The sequence below is a fragment of the Trueperaceae bacterium genome (genome assembly GCA_023954415.1).
Taxonomy (GTDB): Bacteria; Deinococcota; Deinococci; order Deinococcales; family Trueperaceae; genus JAAYYF01.
Genome location: JAMLIB010000003.1, coordinates 298,096 through 315,116 on the forward strand (window position 1 = coordinate 298,096; position 17,021 = coordinate 315,116).

Below are 17,021 nucleotides of genomic sequence, written 5' to 3' on the forward strand. Positions count from 1 at the left end.
CCCGGCACGCGCGCGACCGTGAGCGCGGCCCACCAGCAGGCGGCCGGCCCCGAGGTCCAGGCACGCGCGCGACCGCAAGGCTATCCTGGCGCGGTGGACATAGCTCCCCGGCACGTCTACCCGTTGGGCGGCCGCGTGTCGCCCTACACGCTGCTCGACGTGCGCTCGCCCATCGAGGTCGGGCGCGGCGCCTTGCCGGGGGCGGTCTCGCTGCCGCTCATGACGGACTCGGAGCGCCACCTGGTCGGCATCCGCTACAAGGAGGCCGGCCAACAGGCGGCCATCGAGCTCGGCTACGAACTCGTCGGCGACTCCCTCGCCGAGCGGGTCACGGCCTGGCGCGGCGTGATAGACGCCGGCCGGCCGCAGACGGCCGTCGCCTGTTGGCGCGGCGGACTACGCAGCCGCCTCGTCGTCCAGTTCGCGGACCGCGACCGGGCGGCGAAGGTCGCGGGCGGCTACAAGGCCCTCCGCGCCCACCTCATGGACACCCTGCCAAGCGCCCTGGCGCACAAGCGGCTCGTCGTGCTGAGCGGCCTCACGGGGGCCGGCAAGACCCGGCTGCTGAGACGCCTCGCTGACGGCGCTCATGGCCGTGGCGCCGCGGCGCCGGCCGCGGCAGGCGTCGGCCCGGCGCCCGGCGCGCCGGCCTTGCAGGCGCTCGACCTCGAGGGCCTCGCCCGCCACCGGGGCAGCGCCTTCGGGCACGGCCAGGCCGCCCAACCGAGCCAGCAGACGTTCGAGAACGCCCTCGCCGCCGAGCTGGTCCTCGACCCGTCCGAGAGGCTCGTGGTCGAGGACGAGTCGCGCTTCGTCGGCGTGCGCGCGCTGCCCGACGCGCTCTTCGCCGCCATGTGCGCCGCGCCGGTCGTGGTGCTCGAAGCCGGGCTCGTCGAGCGGAGCACCGCGATCTACGACGAGTACGTGGCGGAGCCGACCACACGCCTCGGGCGCGAGGCCGTTGCCGCCGACCTGATGAGCTCGAGCCTCAAGCTCAAGCGGCGCCTGGGCGCGGCCGGCGTGCAGGACGTCATCGCCCGGATCGAGGCGTTGGCGGGGAGCGACGCGAGCTGGGCGGACCCGGAGGCCCACACGCCCTGGATCGGGGCGTTGCTTGAAGGGCATTACGACCCCCTATACCGCCGCTCGCTGGTTAAGCTGGCCAGGCCCGTGCTGTTCGCGGGCGACGAGGAGGCTGTGACCGGATGGCTGAGGACGGAGTGGTGACGGGGCACCGGACGGCGATCAAGGTGAGCTTGGAGGCGGCGGAGGCCACGCCGCCCGCTGACGCCGCGACGGCGCCCGTGCGCCTCACCAGCACGGTCAAGAAGGGCGGCTGCGCCGCCAAGATCGCGGCGGGCACGCTCTCGCGGCTCGTGCGCTCGCTCCCGGTGAGCACGCACCCCGATCTCCTCGTCGGCGCCGAGCACCTCGACGACGCCGCCGTCTGGCGCCTCACGCCGGAACTGGCCCTCATCCAGACGCTCGACTTCTTCACGCCCATCCTCGACGACCCCCGCGACTTCGGCGCCGTGGCCGCCGCCAACGCCATCTCCGACGTCTTCGCGATGGGTGGCCGGCCGCTGTCCGCCATGACGATCCTCGCCTACCCCCTCGGCATGCTGCCCGACTCGGTCCTGACAGAGCTGATGGAGGGCGCGGCGGAGGTCATCGAGGAGGCCGGCGCGGTCCTCGTGGGCGGGCACTCCATCGAGGACGACACGCTAAAGTTCGGCTTCAGCGTCGCCGGCGTCGCCCATCCGGACCGACTGTGGACGAACGCCGGCGCGCGGCCGGGCGATGTCGTCCTGCTCACGAAGGCGATCGGGACCGGCACGCTGTCGGCCGCCTTGAAGGCGGGCGAGGTGGGGACCGCCGCGCTGAGGGAGGCCGTCGCCTCCATGCGGCAGGTGAACCGGTCGGAGCTGCCGGACGACCTCCACGCCGCCGTCCGTGCCGCGACCGACGTCACGGGGTTCGGCCTGCTCGGTCACGCCTTGCACGTCGCCCGCGCCTCCGGGGTGGCCATACGGATCCACCCCGGCAGCGTCCCCCTGTTGCCCGGTGCCCGCGAGGCCCTCGCGGGCGGGAGCCTGACGCGGGCCCACCGCACCAACGGCGAGTACGTCGCCGAGGCCGTCGAGGGCCGGGACGCGCTGGACGAGGTCGCGTGGTTGACGCTCGTCGACCCGCAGACGAGCGGCGGTCTGTTCCTATGCGTCGCGCCCGAGCGGGCCGACGCCGTCGCCGCGCGCCTCGCGACGCGCTTCCCGTGCACGAGCCGTATCGGCGTCGTGGAGGAGCTCGGGTCCGGCCGGCCCCTCCGGCTGGCCTGAGGGTCGTCGGGGAGGTGAACGTCCGGCGCGAGGGCCGGGCCGGCCCGTCGCCTCACGGCGACCGGGAGCCGGCGGCCCGCCTAGCCCGGCCTAGTTATGCGACTGGCGTTCGCGTTCGAGCAGGTCGGCCACGGAGGTGACCTCGCGCACTTGCGTCCCGTCGCGGTAGGTGCCCCGCGCCAAGGTCGCGGTGATCAGGTCGTAGGCGAGGAACGCTTCCTGCTCGTCCTCGCAGGCGTGAACCAGGGCCTCGTCGCCCGAGGCGAGCACGGCCACGACCTCGAAGTAGTCCGGCTCGACGAGCTCGGCCTCGATGTCCTGCGGGTCGACCTCGTCCGGGTAGGTCTCGACGACCTCGAGGCTCTCGATCTGTAGGGAGTTGATCACACGGTCGTCGAGGGTGCGGATCCACATGCGCCGATCATACGACCGGTCAGGAACGGCGGTCGAGCACGTCGCGCAGGCCGTCCGACATGAACTGGAACGACAGCGACGCGCCCGCGAGGAAGAGGCCAGGCCCGACGGCGGCCCACGGCTGGGTGGTGAGGTACGAGCGGGCGTCCTGCAGGACGTTGCCCCAGCTTGGCGTCGGCAGCGGCACGCCGAGGCCGAGGAACGAGAGGGACGCCTCGACCAGGAGGAAGGCCGCCGCCGTGCTGGCCATCTGGACCACCACGCTGCCGAGGAAGTTCGGCACGGCGTGGCGCAGCAGCTGCCGCCCACGGCCTGCGCCGAGTGCCCGCGCGGCCGTCACGTACTCGGAGCGGAGCTCCTGGCGTGTGAACGACCTGGCCAGCCGGAAGAACACGGGCGCCCCGGCCACCCCCATGGCCATGACGGTCTGCAGCGAGCCGCCGCCGAGGGTAGCGACCACGATGAGGATGAGGAGGAAGCCCGGGAAGGCGAGGAGCGCGTCGAACACGCGGGAGAGCAGGAGGTCGGTGGCGCCGCCGACGCCCGCGGCCAGCACGCCTAGGGAGGCCCCGATAGCGAACGTCAGGAGGGTGGCCGAGAGGGCGACGACCAGTGAGACCCTGCCGCCCGCCAAAGAGCGGGCGAGCACGTCGCGGCCCAGCCCGTCCGTGCCGAGCGGGTGCTCGCTGCTCGGGCCGACGTAGCGGGCGCGGTAGTCCGGCTTGATCGGGTCGTGGCCCGTCAGCTGCGGTGCGAAGACGGCCGAGATCGCGATCAGCACGAGGAGGATGACGCCGAAGCGCGCCTGGTTCATGAGGCCCTCAGCCTTGGGTCGGCGATGACCTGCGAGAGATCGGCCAACCAGTTGACGAGGACGTAGACGCTCACGGCGAGGATGGTGACGCCCTGCACCACGGGGTAGTCGCGCGCGCCGATGGCGCCGAGGATGGTCGCGCCCAACCCGGGAAGCCCGAAGACCTGCTCGACGACGATGGTGCCGGTGAGGAGCCCGCCGAGCTCCAGTGCGAGCAGTGGGATGACGCCGGGGAGCGAGTTGCTGGCGATGTGCCTACCGACGGACGTGGGCTTGAGGCCCTTGCTGCGCGCCGTGCGGACGTAGTCGGACCGGCGCTCCTCGAGGACGCGGGCCCGCGCGAGGCGCGCCACCTGGGCCGCCCTCGGGATGGCGAGGGTGATGGCGGGGAGGAGCAGGTGCCAGCTGGCGGCCAGAGTCAACCCTTGGGGCGGCAGGCCGATCACGGGGAACCAGCCCAGCTGTACGGCGAACAGGAGGATGAGCAGGAACCCGAACCAGAACTCCGGCAGGGCGAGCGCGATCGTCGTGAAGAGCAAGGCGATCCGGTCGAACGGGCCGCCTGGTCGGAGCCCGGCGAGGAGGCCGAGGCCCAGCCCGATGACGAGCGCGAGCACGAACGAGATACCGGCGAGCGTCACGGTCACGGGCAGCCGGTCGACGAGCACGCGGACGACGGGCCGCCGCTCGCGCAAGGAGTTGCCGAGGTCGCCTTGTACGACGTCGGCCAGGTAGCCGACGTACTGGGCGGGCAGCGAGCGGTCGAGCCCGAGCTGCGCGCGCAGCGCGCTCGTCTGCGACTCGGTCGCGTCCAGCCCGCCCATGATCGTGGCGGCGTCGCCCGGCAGCGCGCGCATCGCGACGAACACGAGCGTCAGCACCGCCCACAGGGTGACGATGAAGGAGAGGGTCTGTACGAGCAAGTACCTTGGCACGGTGGGTTCGCTGGTCGGCTACGGCGCCAGGGCGTCGGCGACTACGGATGGGGTGCCTGACGGCTGACCCATCCGTAGTCGCCTCGAGCCTCGGCTAGTGACTCACGCCGCCACGCTCGGGCGGCCGGACCGTCACTGGAAGCTGGTCGTCCTGAAGTCGAAGGAGTCGAGGAGCGGCGTGATCCAGAACCCTTGGACGCTCGCCTTCCTGGCGTACACGCGTTCGGCCGTGCCGAAGTAGATGAACGGCGCGTCGTCGTGCAGGCGGATGAGGGCCTGGGAGTACAGCGAGCGGCGCATGGTCGGATCGGGGTTCGAGTTGGCCTGGGCGATCCAGTTGGCGACGTCGTCGTCGATCACGCCGGTGTAGTTCCGGTCGGTGCCGAGGCCGGTGACGCGACCGGAGGGGTCGAGCTTGCCCGTGTGGCCGATGACGGTGATGTCGAACTCGTGCGGGCCGCCGTAGACGTCGGAGAGCCACACGCCCCACTCGACGATGGAGATCTCGGCCTTGACGCCGACCTGGCTGAGGAAGTCCTGCACGATCTGGCCCGCCTGGATGTGCTGCGGGTACGGCTGCGGGAGGACGAGCCTGATCGTCCAGTCGGCCGGCACGCCTGCGTCCTTGAGGAGGGCCTTGGCCTTCTCGGGGTCGTACGGGAACGGCTGCACGGAGTCGGGGTACCAGGGGCTGCCCGCTTCCATGAACGTGCCGACCTGCGGGCCGCCGCCGTAGGCGACTTCCATGACGATCTCGGTGTCGACGGCCATGTTGAGGGCGCGGCGCACGCGCGCGTCGTTCAGGTACGGGTTGCGGGCGTTGAGGGCGGCGACGAGGACCGTGCCGGACGGCTCGCGCACGAGGGTGAGGGAGGGGTCGGCCTCGACAGTGGGCTGCTGCGCCTGGGGCACGTTGTCGATGATGTCGAACTCGCCGGTCACGAGGCCCTGGTACTGCACGGCGTTGTCCGTCACGAAGCGGATGACGACCTGCTCGAGGGCCGGGGCGCCCTGGTAGTAGCTGTCGTTGCGCTGGAGCGTGATGGCGTTGTCGCGGACCCAGGAGACGAGCTTGAAGGGGCCGGTCCCGATCGGCTGGTTGCCGAAGTCGTGGCCCTCGGCCAACTTCTCGCTCGGGAGCATGGCGCCCCAGCCGGAGGCGAGGCTGGCGAGGAGCGCGGGGCTCGTCTGCGACAGGGCGATGGTGACGGTGTGATCGTCAACGGCCGTCACGCTGGTGATGCTGGCGAACTCGCTGCGCTTCGAGGAGCCGGTGGCCTCGTCCCTGATGCGGTCCAGGGTGGCGACGACGTCTTGGGCGTCGAAGGCCGTGCCGTCGTGGAACGTGGCGTCGTTCAGCTCGAAGGTGTAGCTGAGGCCGTCGTTGCTGACGGTGTACGACTTGGCGAGGGCGGGCACGATGTTGCCGGCCTGGTCGACCTCGACGAGCCCGTCGTAGATGGACTTGCTCACCTGGAAAGCCGCCGTGGCGGCGGTGACCTGCGGGTCGAGCGTGTCCGGTTGGGCGCTCATCGCGATGGTGAGCGTCTGCGCCGAGCTCCAGCCGCCGACCGTGAGGGCGGCGACGAGCAGCACCAGCGCGCGTGGTACGACCTTGATCTTCATCCACTTCCTCCTTGGTCTCCAGACCTGCGGGTAGGCCCGCCGGGCGCTCGTGGTATCCGGTGTACCCCTCGACCGGAAGTAGCTTCCATGCCAAAGCGCCTCGCTGGAGATTGCCTCAATGCTACCCGCTTTGGCGCCTCCCAGTCACTACCTTCTGGTGTGAGCGACGCGTCTCCCCATGTGAGACGCCACGGTTCTACCGCGCGCGTGTCATCGGTCCGTGATGACCGGCGTTGGGCCGCCACGTCCGGCGGAGACGTCGGCGCGTGAGAGTTGTCACCTGGCGCGTAAGAAGCCCGTCACGCGGCCCGGCTAACCTGCTTGCAAGATGCCTGGTTGGCTCAAGAGACTGTCACCGCTGCTCCTATGGGGCGCCTACCTCGTCGGGTACGGGGAGATCGTCGAGCTGGCCGGCTCGTACGCCCCGCTCGTCGCCTTGCTCCCGGTGGCCGTCTCCGGCTGGAGTTGGGGCCCGGTCGGCGGGCTGGCGAGCGGCGTGCTCGGCTACCTCGCCGTGCAGGTCCGCATGGACGCGCTCGGGGTCGCGACGTGGAACCCGCTTAGCCTCCTGCAGGCCGATCAGATGTTCGCGTTCCTCGCCTGTTCGGGCGCCGGCCTCGTCGTCGGTTGGATGCGGCGCCTGGAGCACAACCTCCACCACGAGCGCGCCGCCCGGCGCAAGGCGCTCGTCGACCCCTTGACCGGCACCCTGGTACGCCAGGCCTTCGAGGAGCGCCTCAGGGCGGAGCTCGACGCCGCCACGGCCACCGGCAGCGGGCTGGCGCTCCTGTTCGTCGACCTGGACCGCTTCAAGTTCGTCAACGACACCTACGGTCACGACCTGGGCGACAAGCTCCTCAGGGAGGTCGGCCAGATCCTGCTGAGCAACGTGAGGGACGAGGACCTCGTCGGCAGGGTGGGCGGCGACGAGTTCATGGTCGCCCTCGTGGGGGTGCGCGACGAGCAGGCCGCCGGGCAGATCGCCAGGAGCTTAGTGCGCGAGCTGAGCACCCCGTTCACCGTCGACGGCCGCGAGTTGCAGGTCTCCGCCTCGATAGGCGTCGCCCTCTACCCGCGCGACGGGGGCGAGGTCGAGGCGCTCCTCCAGTCGGCCGACGCCGCCATGTACCAGGTGAAGGTCGCCGGCAAGAACGCCTACAACTTCAGCACGGTCGAGGTCCGCACGCGCCTCACGCGGCGTCTGGAGCTCGAGCGCGTGCTCAGGCGTGCCCTGGCGGAGAACGAGTTCAAGGTCGTCTACCAGCCACAGTTCCGGATCGTCGACGGCTCGCTCGTCGGCTTCGAGGCGCTGCTCCGCTGGCACTCGCCCGATCTCGGCAAGGTCTCGCCGGCCGAGTTCCTCCCCGTGGCGGAGGAAGCGGGCATGATCGCCCCGATCGGACACTGGATGCTGCGCGAGACCGCCATGCAGCTGCGCGCGTGGCTGCGCCAGGGTTTCGTGCCCGTGCGCGTCGCCGTCAACGTGTCGACGCTGCAGTTCCATCAGTCGAACTTCGTCGACACCGTGAGGGGCGCGCTCGACGACTCCGGCATCGACCCGGGCCTGTTCGAGCTCGAGGTCACCGAGAGCGTCCTCGAGCGCGACAACGACCTGGCGGTCCGCATCCTGAGGCAGCTCCAGCGGCTCGGCGTGCGCATAGCGCTCGACGATTTCGGGACGGGCTACTCGTCGCTCGCCTACCTCCAGAGCCTCCCGATCGGCACGCTGAAGATCGACAGGTCGTTCGTCCAGAGGCTCGCCCAGGGGCCGCTACGGGGTGCGCCGCCGGCGGCGGAGGTGGACCCGGCGGTCAGGAGCGCCCTGCAGCGCAACGTGGTGCGCACGTCCGGCGGCTCCGAGGACGCCGCCCCCATCGTCGAGGCCATCTGCGCCATGGCGCACAAGCTGAACAAGGAGGTCGTGGCCGAGGGCGTCGAGACGGCGTATCAACGCGACTTCCTCCGCAGGCTCGGCGCCGACACCGCGCAGGGCTACTTCTACGCCAAGCCGATGATGCCCGCTCAGGCGGAGGAGCTCCTCAAGCGCGTCACGACCGTCACGGCCGAAGCGATCGCCGCCGCCCGCGCCTCGGCCATCAGGCCGCCTCGGACCCCGAGCGACGCCCGAACCATCGATCCGTTCGGGGCGCGGGTCGTGCCGGAGACGACGATGGAACCGATCGCCCCGGCCAGGCACGACATCCCCTTGCGGGAGCTCGAGCGGGCGTCCTCGTTCGACGAGCTCGTCATCTGGAAGTGAGCCGCTAGAACCCGCAGGAGGGCGCGCCCGCGCCGCCGAGCGCGTCGAGCTCGACCGCGCCCAACGACCCTTCCGGCAACGTCCCCACCAGGCGACCGGCCGCGAGCCGCTGCGAGAGCGTCGTCCCCCACTGGGCGTTCCGGTCGACCGACACCACGTACATGGGCTGGCGCAGCTCGTGATCGCTCGAGCGGAAGGCCACGTCACCCGCCTTGCCGCCGAGGCTCCCCGCGTCCACCTCGAGCAGGGCGGCCGCCAGCGCGGCGCCGTCCGCGCTGTTCGCCAGCCGCGCCGCGGCCGTGAGCACGGCGACGGCCTCGTACGCCGCCCACGCCGGGGCGTCGAACGGCTGACCCCAGCGGGCCGCGAACCGTTCGTTCATGTCGGCCGCGGCGGAGCCGAGCGTGGGCTCCCAGAGCTGGATGCGCGGTACGTCCCTGCCTGCCCCGTAGCGGTTGGTCGACGCCAGGAACTCCCTCGTCTGCGTGACGGGGTCGGGGAAGGGCGCCATGCGCAGGGTGTAGCCGCCATCCTCCGCCTGACCGATCAGCGCCACCTGATCGGCGGCGTCGAGCAGCACCGCCACCGTGTCGGCCCCCAGGCTCTTCGCCTCGTCCAGGAGGTCGAAGTAGACGGGCCGCCCTGGCGGCACGGCGCGGCTCCCGGCGACGACGTCGCCGACGGTCTCGGCTGCCAGCGCCGCCCTGGCGAGGAGCGCCCCGCCTTCACCCCCCTCCGGGTAGACGACGTACCACCGCTGCGGGGCCGTCCCGTTCCGGTAGAGGCGCACCAGCGCGTCGAGGTAGGCCCCGGCGGACGGTTGCACGTGGAAGGTCGTCGGCCGGCACTCCGCCCGCAGCGCGAGGCTCGGCGAGCCGATGTTGACGAACGGCACGCCGTGCGCGGCGGCGAGCTCCGCGAGGGCTTCCGCCTGGCCGTCGCCGACGCCGCCGACGAGGGCGTCCACCTCGCCAAGCGCGAGCATGGCGTCCGCCGCCCGTGTCGCCGCCGCCGCGCTCGGGCTGCTGGCCAACAGGACGCGCACGTCCCGGTCGGTCGCGGCGCCGGACTGGTTGACGACCCCTTCCGCCTGCAGCGCGCCCATGCGGGCCGCGTTGCCGACGAGGTCGTTGACGCCGGCTATGAACGTGCGTCCGCCGGTCGGCATGGGGATCACCGCGCCGACCCGCAGCGTCGTCGGCGGCAGCGTGAAGTCGCCGAGGAAGGGCGCTGGCATGTCCATGAGGGGCACGAGGTACTCGCGCAGCACGGCCTGGATGTCGTCCCACCTGGCGACGATGGCGCGGTTGAGGCGCTCCTGCATGGCGACGTCGTTACGCCGCACCGCCACCGTCATGGGGATGTACTGGAAGATGGAAGGGAAGTCGAAGGCGGGCTCCACCGGCTTGACGACGAGCTCGACCGGGCTCAGGGCGGCGTAGTACGCCATCACGGGACCCCAGCCGAAGCCGACGTCGATGGCGCCGGATGCGACGTCCCTGACCACGACGCCGAGCCGGTCCTTGCCTTCTTCCCCGCCGTAGATGCGCGCCACCCTGTCGATGAGCCGGCGCTGCCGCAACGCCTCGTGGGGCGGGATGCCGAGCCCCTGCACGCCGAGCCTCAGGTCGGCGAGGTCAGGGTCGTCCATGTCGTCGATGTCGAAGCCGGCGTCGGCCCGGTAGACGAGCACGTAAGGGCTCTGGTAGTAGGTGATGGTGTTGAGGCCCTTCTCGAAGCCGTCCGGCACGCCCATGATCACGTCACACGTGCCTTCCGCGAAGTGCAGGTTGATGAGGTCGGAGGTGAAGGCCGTCCAGTCGTACGTCAGGCGCGCGCCGAGCTCATCGGCCAGGATGTCCGCGATGCGGTTCTCGAAGCCTTCTTCCGCCTGGTTGGAGAAGGGCATCTCGTCCGGGGCGGCGCAGACGCGCAGCTCCCATGCGTGGTCGGTGGCCTGCGCCGCGCCGGTCGAGAGCGTGGCCAGGGTCAGGGATACGAGCAACGTCAGATAAGTGGCGCCGAGCCTGCGGGCGGCGGTGCCTCGCGGGTGCCGGAGGGCGGTGGGGTGCCTTGGCCTCCGTGCGGTAGATGGGTCCTGTGCGGTAGATACTGTCGCGTTCGCGCCTCGAAGCATGGTCGGCTGCCTACTCTTTCATCTCGTCGCGTTTGGCTGTCGCGGTGCGGTTGCGGTGCGGCTGTGATGCAGGCGCGGTTTGTAAGAGAGCGTGCGGGCAGTCGCGACTGCCCGCACGCTCGTCTCAAGCTAGGCCGCCTCGCGGTGCTCGAGAGGCGGTTCGAGCATGCTCAGGGCAGCCCGAAGACGTACAGCGTCGTACCGGCGCGGCGGTAGCGCCCGGCGGCGTCTGCCGTCGTGTCCGTGCCGATCTGCGGGTCCGTCGGCGCCTGGCTCGTGACGACCGCCAGGTACTGCTTGCCGTCAGGGCCCGTGTAGCTCATGGGGGAGCCGCGGAAGTTGGAGCCAGTGCGGAACGTCCAGAGGACCTGGCCGCTGCGGGCGTCCACGGCGCGGAACTCGCCAGTGTCGGTGCCGCCGAAGACGAGGTTGCCTGCCGTCGCGAAGACGGGCTTGGCGTCGTTGCCGGTCGAGGTCTTGAGACCCCAGGCCTTCTGACCCGTGACCGGGTCCCACGCCTGCAGCTCGCCGGTCCAGCCGCCGGGGCCGTTCCCGATGTCCGTGAAGCTCATCAGGATGTAGCTCTCGCCGGGGGTGTACTCGGCTTCCGTGCCCGTGAACGTCGCGCAGCGGTTCTCGGCCTGGAAGTAGACGAGGCCCGTGGCGGGCGAGTACGCGTCGTTGTACCAGTTGTTACCGGCGATGAAGGGGCAGACCGAGATCGGGGTCGGGATGTCCGTGTAGGTCAGGGCGTCCTCGTTGTAGATCGGCATGCCGGTCTCGCGGTCGACGCCGGAGGCCCAGTTGACGTTCGTGTACGCGAAGACGTCGCGCACCAGCTCGCCCGTCAGGCGATCGAACACGTAGAAGAAGCCGTTGCGAGCGGGCTTGATGAGGGCCTTGACGACCTGGCCGTCGATGGTGAGGTCGGCCACGAAGTTCTGGCCCGGCTCGTCGAAGTCCCACTGGTCCTGCGGCGTGTTCTGGTAGGCCCAGACCATCTCGCCCGTCGTCGCGTCACGCGCGATGGTCGAGGCGCAGTACTTGGACAGGTACTGGTCGAGGCCGGGCGCGGTGGCCGGGTCGCGGCGGTAGTCCGGGTTCCACGGACCGCAGTTGGCGGTGCCGTAGTAGAAGAGGTTCGACTCGGGGTCGTACGTGAAGTAGCCCCACGCCGTGCCGCCGCCGAGCTTCCAGGAGTCGCCGTACCAGGTGTCGACGCCCGGCTCGGTCCACTTCTTGTCGATCTCGTAGAAGGGGTTCCAGCGCTCGCCGATGCCCATGTCGGCGTTCGGGCCCGTGTTGTAGAACTTCCAGACCTGTTCGCCGGTCTGGAGGTCGTAGGCGGCCACCCAGCCACGCACGCCGCGCTCGCCGCCTTCGTTGCCGATCAGGATGTTGCTGCCGACGATGAGGGGGGCGTTGGTCGTCGTCTCGGTGATGCTCAGGTCGGTGACCTGGGTGTTCCAGAGGACGGCGCCCGTGCCGGCGTCGAGGGCCATGAGCTGGCCGTCGAGCGAGTTGAGGATGATCTTGCCGTCGGCGTAGCTGATGCCGCGCGACTGGGCGCCGCAACACGCCTTGGCCTGCGAGAGGTTCGGCTGGTCGACGCGGTACGACCACTTGATGAACCCTTCGCGCGTCAGGTCGAGCGCGTACACCGTGTTCGGCTTCGGCGTGAGGATGTACATGGTGTTACCGACCACGATGGGCGGAGCTTCGAGGGAGTCCGTGACGCCGAGCTGCAGCGTCCACTTCACCTGCAGGTTCTTGACGTTGTAGCTCGTGATCTGGTTGAGCGTGCTGTAGTTCCAGCCCTGGTAGTTGCCGTTCGCCATCACCCACTGGCCGGCATCGCGCTGGATCCGGATGAGCTCGGCGTTGGCGAAGGCCGCACCGACCGTGAGGAGGACGGCGAGCGCGCAGCCGAGCGCGATGGAGCGCCTGCCGTTGCGTCTGGCGGGTTGCGTATACGTCATTCTGGTTGCCACCAATACCTTTCTAGAGTACGTGGAAGGTCGGGCGAGATCTGGGACACTTCGCTGCTTGGGCCTGGTGCGTCAGGCCCTTACCGCCGAGTGCTCACCTCCTCTGCGAGAACGGCACCGTAGTCGTTGCCGAAGGAGGTGCGTACGAAGGTGATAACTCCAGCGATCTGCTGGTCGTCGAGGGCCTTGAAGGGCGGCATGCCGTGCTCGATGAAGCCGTTGAGCACGCGCTCGACGATGAAATCGGTGTTGCCGACGATGCTGTTGTTCGCCAGCGCAGGTCCGATGCGGCCCTCGCCGTTGTCGCCGTGGCAGACGGCGCAGTTGGCGGCGAAGACGGCGGCGCCCGTCGCCTTGAGGGCGTCGAGATCGGACTCCGAGATGTCGGCCTGCTGCTCGGGGAGCTTGTCCTCGATGGCGGCGGCGGTCGGCGACACGAGGAAGAACTCGCCGCCGAGCTTCTGGCCGCGGGTCGTGCCGGGGGCCGTGTCGCGCTTGAAGGTGTAGAGGGGGTGGCCGCCGTACGTGACCTGGACGCCGCCGTCAGCGCGCGTGGTCGTGCCGACCAGGCTCTGGTCTACGCCCTCGCCGGCCGTGGCCACGCCGTCGTCTCCCGCCAGCAGGGCGATCCAGTTGTTGGCACAGGCGTCAACGCACGCGCTGACGCCGCCTTCGTCCTTGACGTAGAGGTACAGGGAGTGCCCGTCGGGGGTGACCAGGTAGGTGCCGTAATCGGCCGTCGTGGCGACGGTGAAGTCCGCTGGTGCGGCTTCCTGCGCCATGACGTAGAAGGTGAGACCAGCCATGGCCGTCGCCGCAAGCAGGGCGAGACGCTTGAATTGCCTGTCTATCATCTACTTCGCCTCCGTCAAGTTCGCGTGGGTTTGGCCGGTCACGGTTCTCGGCTGGCCTCGCTCTCGCGGGGGGAAGCTTGGGGTTCGCTGGGCAGGGGTAACTCTCCGAGAGCCCGTATGACCTGCGTGGCCGACCCCTTCGGATGGTGGGGTGCGAAGCCCAAACGCAAACAGATTTGAGGAAGATGATATTCGGGACATAAGTCCCGCGCAAGTAGCAAGGCCTCGTGCACGACGATGCGCAGTCGGTGGCTGCCGTGAGGGACGCTCAAAGCGCGAGGGCCCAGCATCGGTGGGGGCCGATACGAGAGCGGTAGCGCATGCCCGGGTCCGGTCTCGGGCCGCGTGCTATCCTGCTTGTTCGCGGCCCGCGTTCACGCCTCGCAACGTAACGGGCGGGTGCGGGTGTCGGAGCAGGGCTCCGCATCTCGTTCAAGCGAGCAGGTGACAGGAGTAAGAGCTTCTGTGCGGGGTCAAGTGAGAACGGTTGGACGGCCCGGGTGGTCGTCCATGGTCTCGTGTCGTGACATCGAACCGTGCGCTGTACGGCAGCGAACGCTTCCCGGGAGGTAACGGTGGCCAGCAAGAACAAGACGGGCAAGACTGGGACGAAGGGCGCGGCCGCCGCGGGCGCGCCGAAGCAGCCAGCCGAGCCGGCTGCCGCCGGGGCGGTGGCCGCCAAGTCTGCGGCCGCCAAGTCTGCGGCTACCAAGTCCGTGGACGTGAAGGCCAAAGCGGCGGGGGCCGGAGCGGCCAAGGAGCCGCCCTCCACCGGCGCTGCCAAGACGGGAAAGGGCGCACCGAAGAACGCCGCACCGAAGAGCGCCGCTACCAAGAGCGCCTCCGCCGGCGGCGCACCGGCCAAGAGCGCCTCCGCCAAGAGCGCACCTGCCAAGAGCGCGCCCGCCAAGAGCGCACCTGCCAAGTCCGGCTCCGCCAAGTCGGCCAAGCCCGCCGCCAAGCCGGCGGCCGGCAAGGTGATGACGGCGAGCGAGCCGACGAAACCGGCCGGCAAGGCGCCGACCGCGAAGCCGACCAAGAGCGGGGCCGGCACGGCCAAGGCGGCCTCCGCGCCGGCGCCGGCCGCCGCGGCTAAGTCGGCCAAGAGCGCCGCCGGCTCGGCCAAGCCCGCGGCGAAGGGCGAGAAGAGCGAACCGGCGACGAAGGCCGCGAAGGCGGGCGAGGCGCCGGAAGCCAAGTCCGCGCCCAAGTCCGCCACCAAGTCCGCCACCAAGGCGAGGACCTCCAAGCAGACGCCCTCCGAGGCCCCCGCGGCCGTGAGCGCCGAGAAGCCTGCCGGCAAGGCGTCCGCCAAGCCGGCCGGCCAGAAGCAGTCCGCCGCCAAGGCGGAGAAGGCCAAGAGCGCCGACCAGGGCGGCGGTTCGAGCGCCTGGCTCCAGTCGCCCGTCATCGCATCGCTCGTCGCGCGTGGCAACGACGGCGGTCAGCTCGACTCCGAGGAGGTCAGCGACGCCTTCAGGCGCGCCGTGGAGAGCGCCGGCCTCGATCCCGAGGAGCAGAGCTTCGAGGAGCTGATGGAGCTGCTCGAGTCGAAGGGGATCATCGTCGCCGACCTGGCGGACGACGAGATGCTCGACGAGGACGAACTCGACGAGGACGAGCTCGATGAGGAGGGGGAGGAGGACCTCGACCGCGAGGAGCTCGAGGCGCGCGCGGAGGCCATGGCCGACGCCCGCCCGAAGACGAACGACCCCGTCCGCCAGTACCTGCAGGAGATCGGGCGCGTCAAGCTCCTCACACTGGACGAGGAGATCGACCTCGCGCGGCGCATCGAGGAAGGCGAGAACTCGCGCGCCCTGCTGCAGGAGTGGGACGGCGCGGGCGAGGAGCGTGAGCGCAGGCGCCACCAGCGGGTCGTTGAGGACGGCGACCTGGCCCGCAAGCACTTGATCGAGGCCAACCTGCGCCTCGTGGTCAGCATCGCGAAGAAGTACAACGGCCGCGGCATGAGCTTCCTCGACCTCATCCAGGAGGGCAACCAGGGCCTCATCCGCGCCGTCGAGAAGTTCGAGTACCGCCGCCGCTACAAGTTCTCGACGTACGCGACCTGGTGGATCAGGCAGGCCATCAACCGCGCCATCGCCGACCAGTCGCGGACCATCCGCATCCCGGTCCACATGGTCGAGACGATCAACAAGCTCACGCGCGCGAGCCGGCGCCTGCAGCAGGAGTTGTCGCGCGAGCCGACCTTCGCCGAGATCGCCGATGCCATGGGCCCCGACTGGAACGCCGAGAAGGTCGAGGAGGCGTTCAAGCTGACGCGCGAGCCGTTCTCCCTCGAGACGCCCATCGGCGACGAGGAGGACAGCTTCTACGGCGACTTCATCCCCGACGACAACATCGAGTCGCCGGTCGACGAGGCCTCGAAGAACATCCTCAGCGAGGAGCTCGAGGAGGCGCTGAACAAGCTGAACGAGCGCGAGGCGATGGTCCTCAAGCTGCGCAAGGGGCTGGTGGACGGCCGCGAGCACACGCTCGAGGAGGTCGGCAGCTACTTCGGCGTCACGCGCGAGCGCATCCGCCAGATCGAGAACAAGGCGCTGCGCAAGCTCAAGTACCACGAGAGCCGGACCCGCAAGCTCAGGGACTTCCTGGACTGAGCGGCCCGACTCAGGCAGGTCGGTGAGCGCCGCCCCTCCCGCGCGGGGCGGCGCTCACCGTTGCGGATCACGGCGCTGCGGACGCCGCGACGATCGGGAGCGAGAGCTCCGCCATCAAACCCCTTTCGGAGTTGGAGAGGTTGAGGTCGCCCTCGAGCGCCTTCGCCAGGAACGCGACGAACGAGAGGCCCAAGCCCATGCCGTCGCTCTCGCCTGCCCGGTAGAAGGGCTCCGTGGCGCGCTCGAGATAGGGGGAGGCGAGCCCGGGCCCTTCGTCGTTGACGTACAGGGTTACGAAGCGCTCGCCGACGCGCAGTTCGACCGTCGCGGCACCGCTCCCGTGCCGCAGGGCGTTGTCGAGCAGGTTGGTCACCGCTTGCTGGAAGAGGCGCGCATGCCTGACGGGGGTGTCCGCGACGGCCGGCAGGAGCCTGACGCGGCCGCGTTCATCGGGGGTGAGGCCGGAGATCACGTCGGTGACGACGGCCGAGGCCGAGCGCGTGTCCGGCTGCGGCTCCGAGGCGCGCGCGAGCGCCAGGAGCGCCGCCAGGATCTCCTCCAGCTGCGCCACGCCGCGCGCCAGAGCCGGCATGACCTCGGTGGCGGGGACGTAGCCGAGTTGGGCGCGCTCGATCTGCAGGCGCATGGCGCTCAAGGGCGTGCGCAGTTCGTGGGAGGCGTAGCGGGTGAAGGCACGTTCGCGCTCCACGTACCCCTCGATGGTCGCCGCCATGGCGTTGAAGCTGGCCGCCAGCTCGGCGAGCTCGTCCCTGCCGGCCGGGACCTGGAGCGGTCGGTCGAACGACTGCTCCGCGACGTGCCGGGTGGCTGCGGTCAGCCGGCGCAGCGGCGCGCCTATGCGGCGTGCGAGCAGCCAGGCGGCGAGGACAGCGATGCCGAGCATGATCGGGATGTCGATGAGGTCAAGGAAGAGGCGCTCGTCCTCGAACTGGTCGATCCATACGTCGAGGGTCCCCTCCACGAGGATCGCGCTGACGACCGCGCCGAGCACTGCGACGAAGACGGCGCGCCGCAC

General features: G+C 70.3%; 12 protein-coding genes. 4 read left to right on the forward strand and 8 right to left on the reverse strand.

Annotated features, from left to right (window positions below; translation table 11 throughout):
- Window positions 1-93 precede the first annotated feature (93 nt).
- Window positions 94-1,227, forward strand: coding sequence for a hypothetical protein (locus tag M9914_05490; GenBank protein MCO5173629.1), 1,134 nt, complete (start codon window positions 94-96; stop codon window positions 1,225-1,227).
- Window positions 1,206-2,336, forward strand: coding sequence for a selenide, water dikinase SelD (selD, locus tag M9914_05495; GenBank protein ID MCO5173630.1), 1,131 nt, complete (start codon window positions 1,206-1,208; stop codon window positions 2,334-2,336). Before M9914_05490 ends, selD begins: the two co-directional genes overlap by 22 nt.
- Window positions 2,337-2,426: 90 nt before the next feature.
- On the opposite strand, the gene M9914_05500 is transcribed toward selD, so the two are convergent.
- The 4 genes from M9914_05500 to M9914_05515 form a co-directional block, all read right to left on the reverse strand.
- The gene (locus M9914_05500; GenBank protein ID MCO5173631.1) at window positions 2,427-2,750 is read right to left on the reverse strand and encodes a hypothetical protein; all 324 of its coding nucleotides are present in this window, start codon (window positions 2,748-2,750) and stop codon (window positions 2,427-2,429) included.
- A 19-nt stretch (window positions 2,751-2,769) separates the two neighbouring features.
- On the reverse strand, window positions 2,770-3,564 hold the full coding sequence (locus tag M9914_05505; protein MCO5173632.1) for an ABC transporter permease: 795 nt from the start codon (window positions 3,562-3,564) through the stop codon (window positions 2,770-2,772).
- The gene (locus M9914_05510) at window positions 3,561-4,499 is read right to left on the reverse strand and encodes an ABC transporter permease (protein MCO5173633.1); all 939 of its coding nucleotides are present in this window, start codon (window positions 4,497-4,499) and stop codon (window positions 3,561-3,563) included. Before M9914_05510 ends, M9914_05505 begins: the two co-directional genes overlap by 4 nt.
- 132 nt (window positions 4,500-4,631) lie before the next feature.
- Entirely contained in the window at window positions 4,632-6,125 is a 1,494-nt protein-coding gene (locus M9914_05515) for an ABC transporter substrate-binding protein (protein MCO5173634.1), read from the reverse strand.
- A gap of 328 nt (window positions 6,126-6,453) precedes the next feature.
- Here M9914_05515 and M9914_05520 point away from each other — a divergent pair, with 328 nt between their 5' ends.
- A complete protein-coding gene (locus tag M9914_05520; GenBank protein ID MCO5173635.1) occupies window positions 6,454-8,385 on the forward strand; it encodes an EAL domain-containing protein in 1,932 nt (643 codons plus the stop codon).
- A gap of 4 nt (window positions 8,386-8,389) precedes the next feature.
- Here M9914_05520 and M9914_05525 read toward each other — a convergent pair whose 3' ends face one another.
- From M9914_05525 to M9914_05535, 3 genes are all read right to left on the reverse strand, one after another.
- Window positions 8,390-10,390, reverse strand: coding sequence for an ABC transporter substrate-binding protein (locus M9914_05525; GenBank protein MCO5173636.1), 2,001 nt, complete (start codon window positions 10,388-10,390; stop codon window positions 8,390-8,392).
- A 302-nt stretch (window positions 10,391-10,692) separates the two neighbouring features.
- Entirely contained in the window at window positions 10,693-12,501 is a 1,809-nt protein-coding gene (locus tag M9914_05530) for a PQQ-dependent dehydrogenase, methanol/ethanol family (protein ID MCO5173637.1), read from the reverse strand.
- 89 nt (window positions 12,502-12,590) lie between these two features.
- Window positions 12,591-13,364: a c-type cytochrome gene (locus M9914_05535; GenBank protein MCO5173638.1), complete on the reverse strand. Its 774-nt coding sequence runs from the start codon at window positions 13,362-13,364 to the stop codon at window positions 12,591-12,593.
- Window positions 13,365-14,773: 1,409 nt separating this feature from the next.
- On the opposite strand from M9914_05535, the gene rpoD reads away from it, so the two are divergent.
- Window positions 14,774-15,985 carry an RNA polymerase sigma factor RpoD gene (gene rpoD / locus M9914_05540; protein MCO5173639.1) on the forward strand — a complete coding sequence of 404 codons (1,212 nt, stop codon included), beginning with the start codon at window positions 14,774-14,776 and terminating at the stop codon, window positions 15,983-15,985.
- A gap of 67 nt (window positions 15,986-16,052) precedes the next feature.
- Here the strand turns inward: rpoD and M9914_05545 are convergent, their stop codons facing one another.
- Entirely contained in the window at window positions 16,053-17,021 is a 969-nt protein-coding gene (locus tag M9914_05545; GenBank protein ID MCO5173640.1) for a HAMP domain-containing histidine kinase, read from the reverse strand.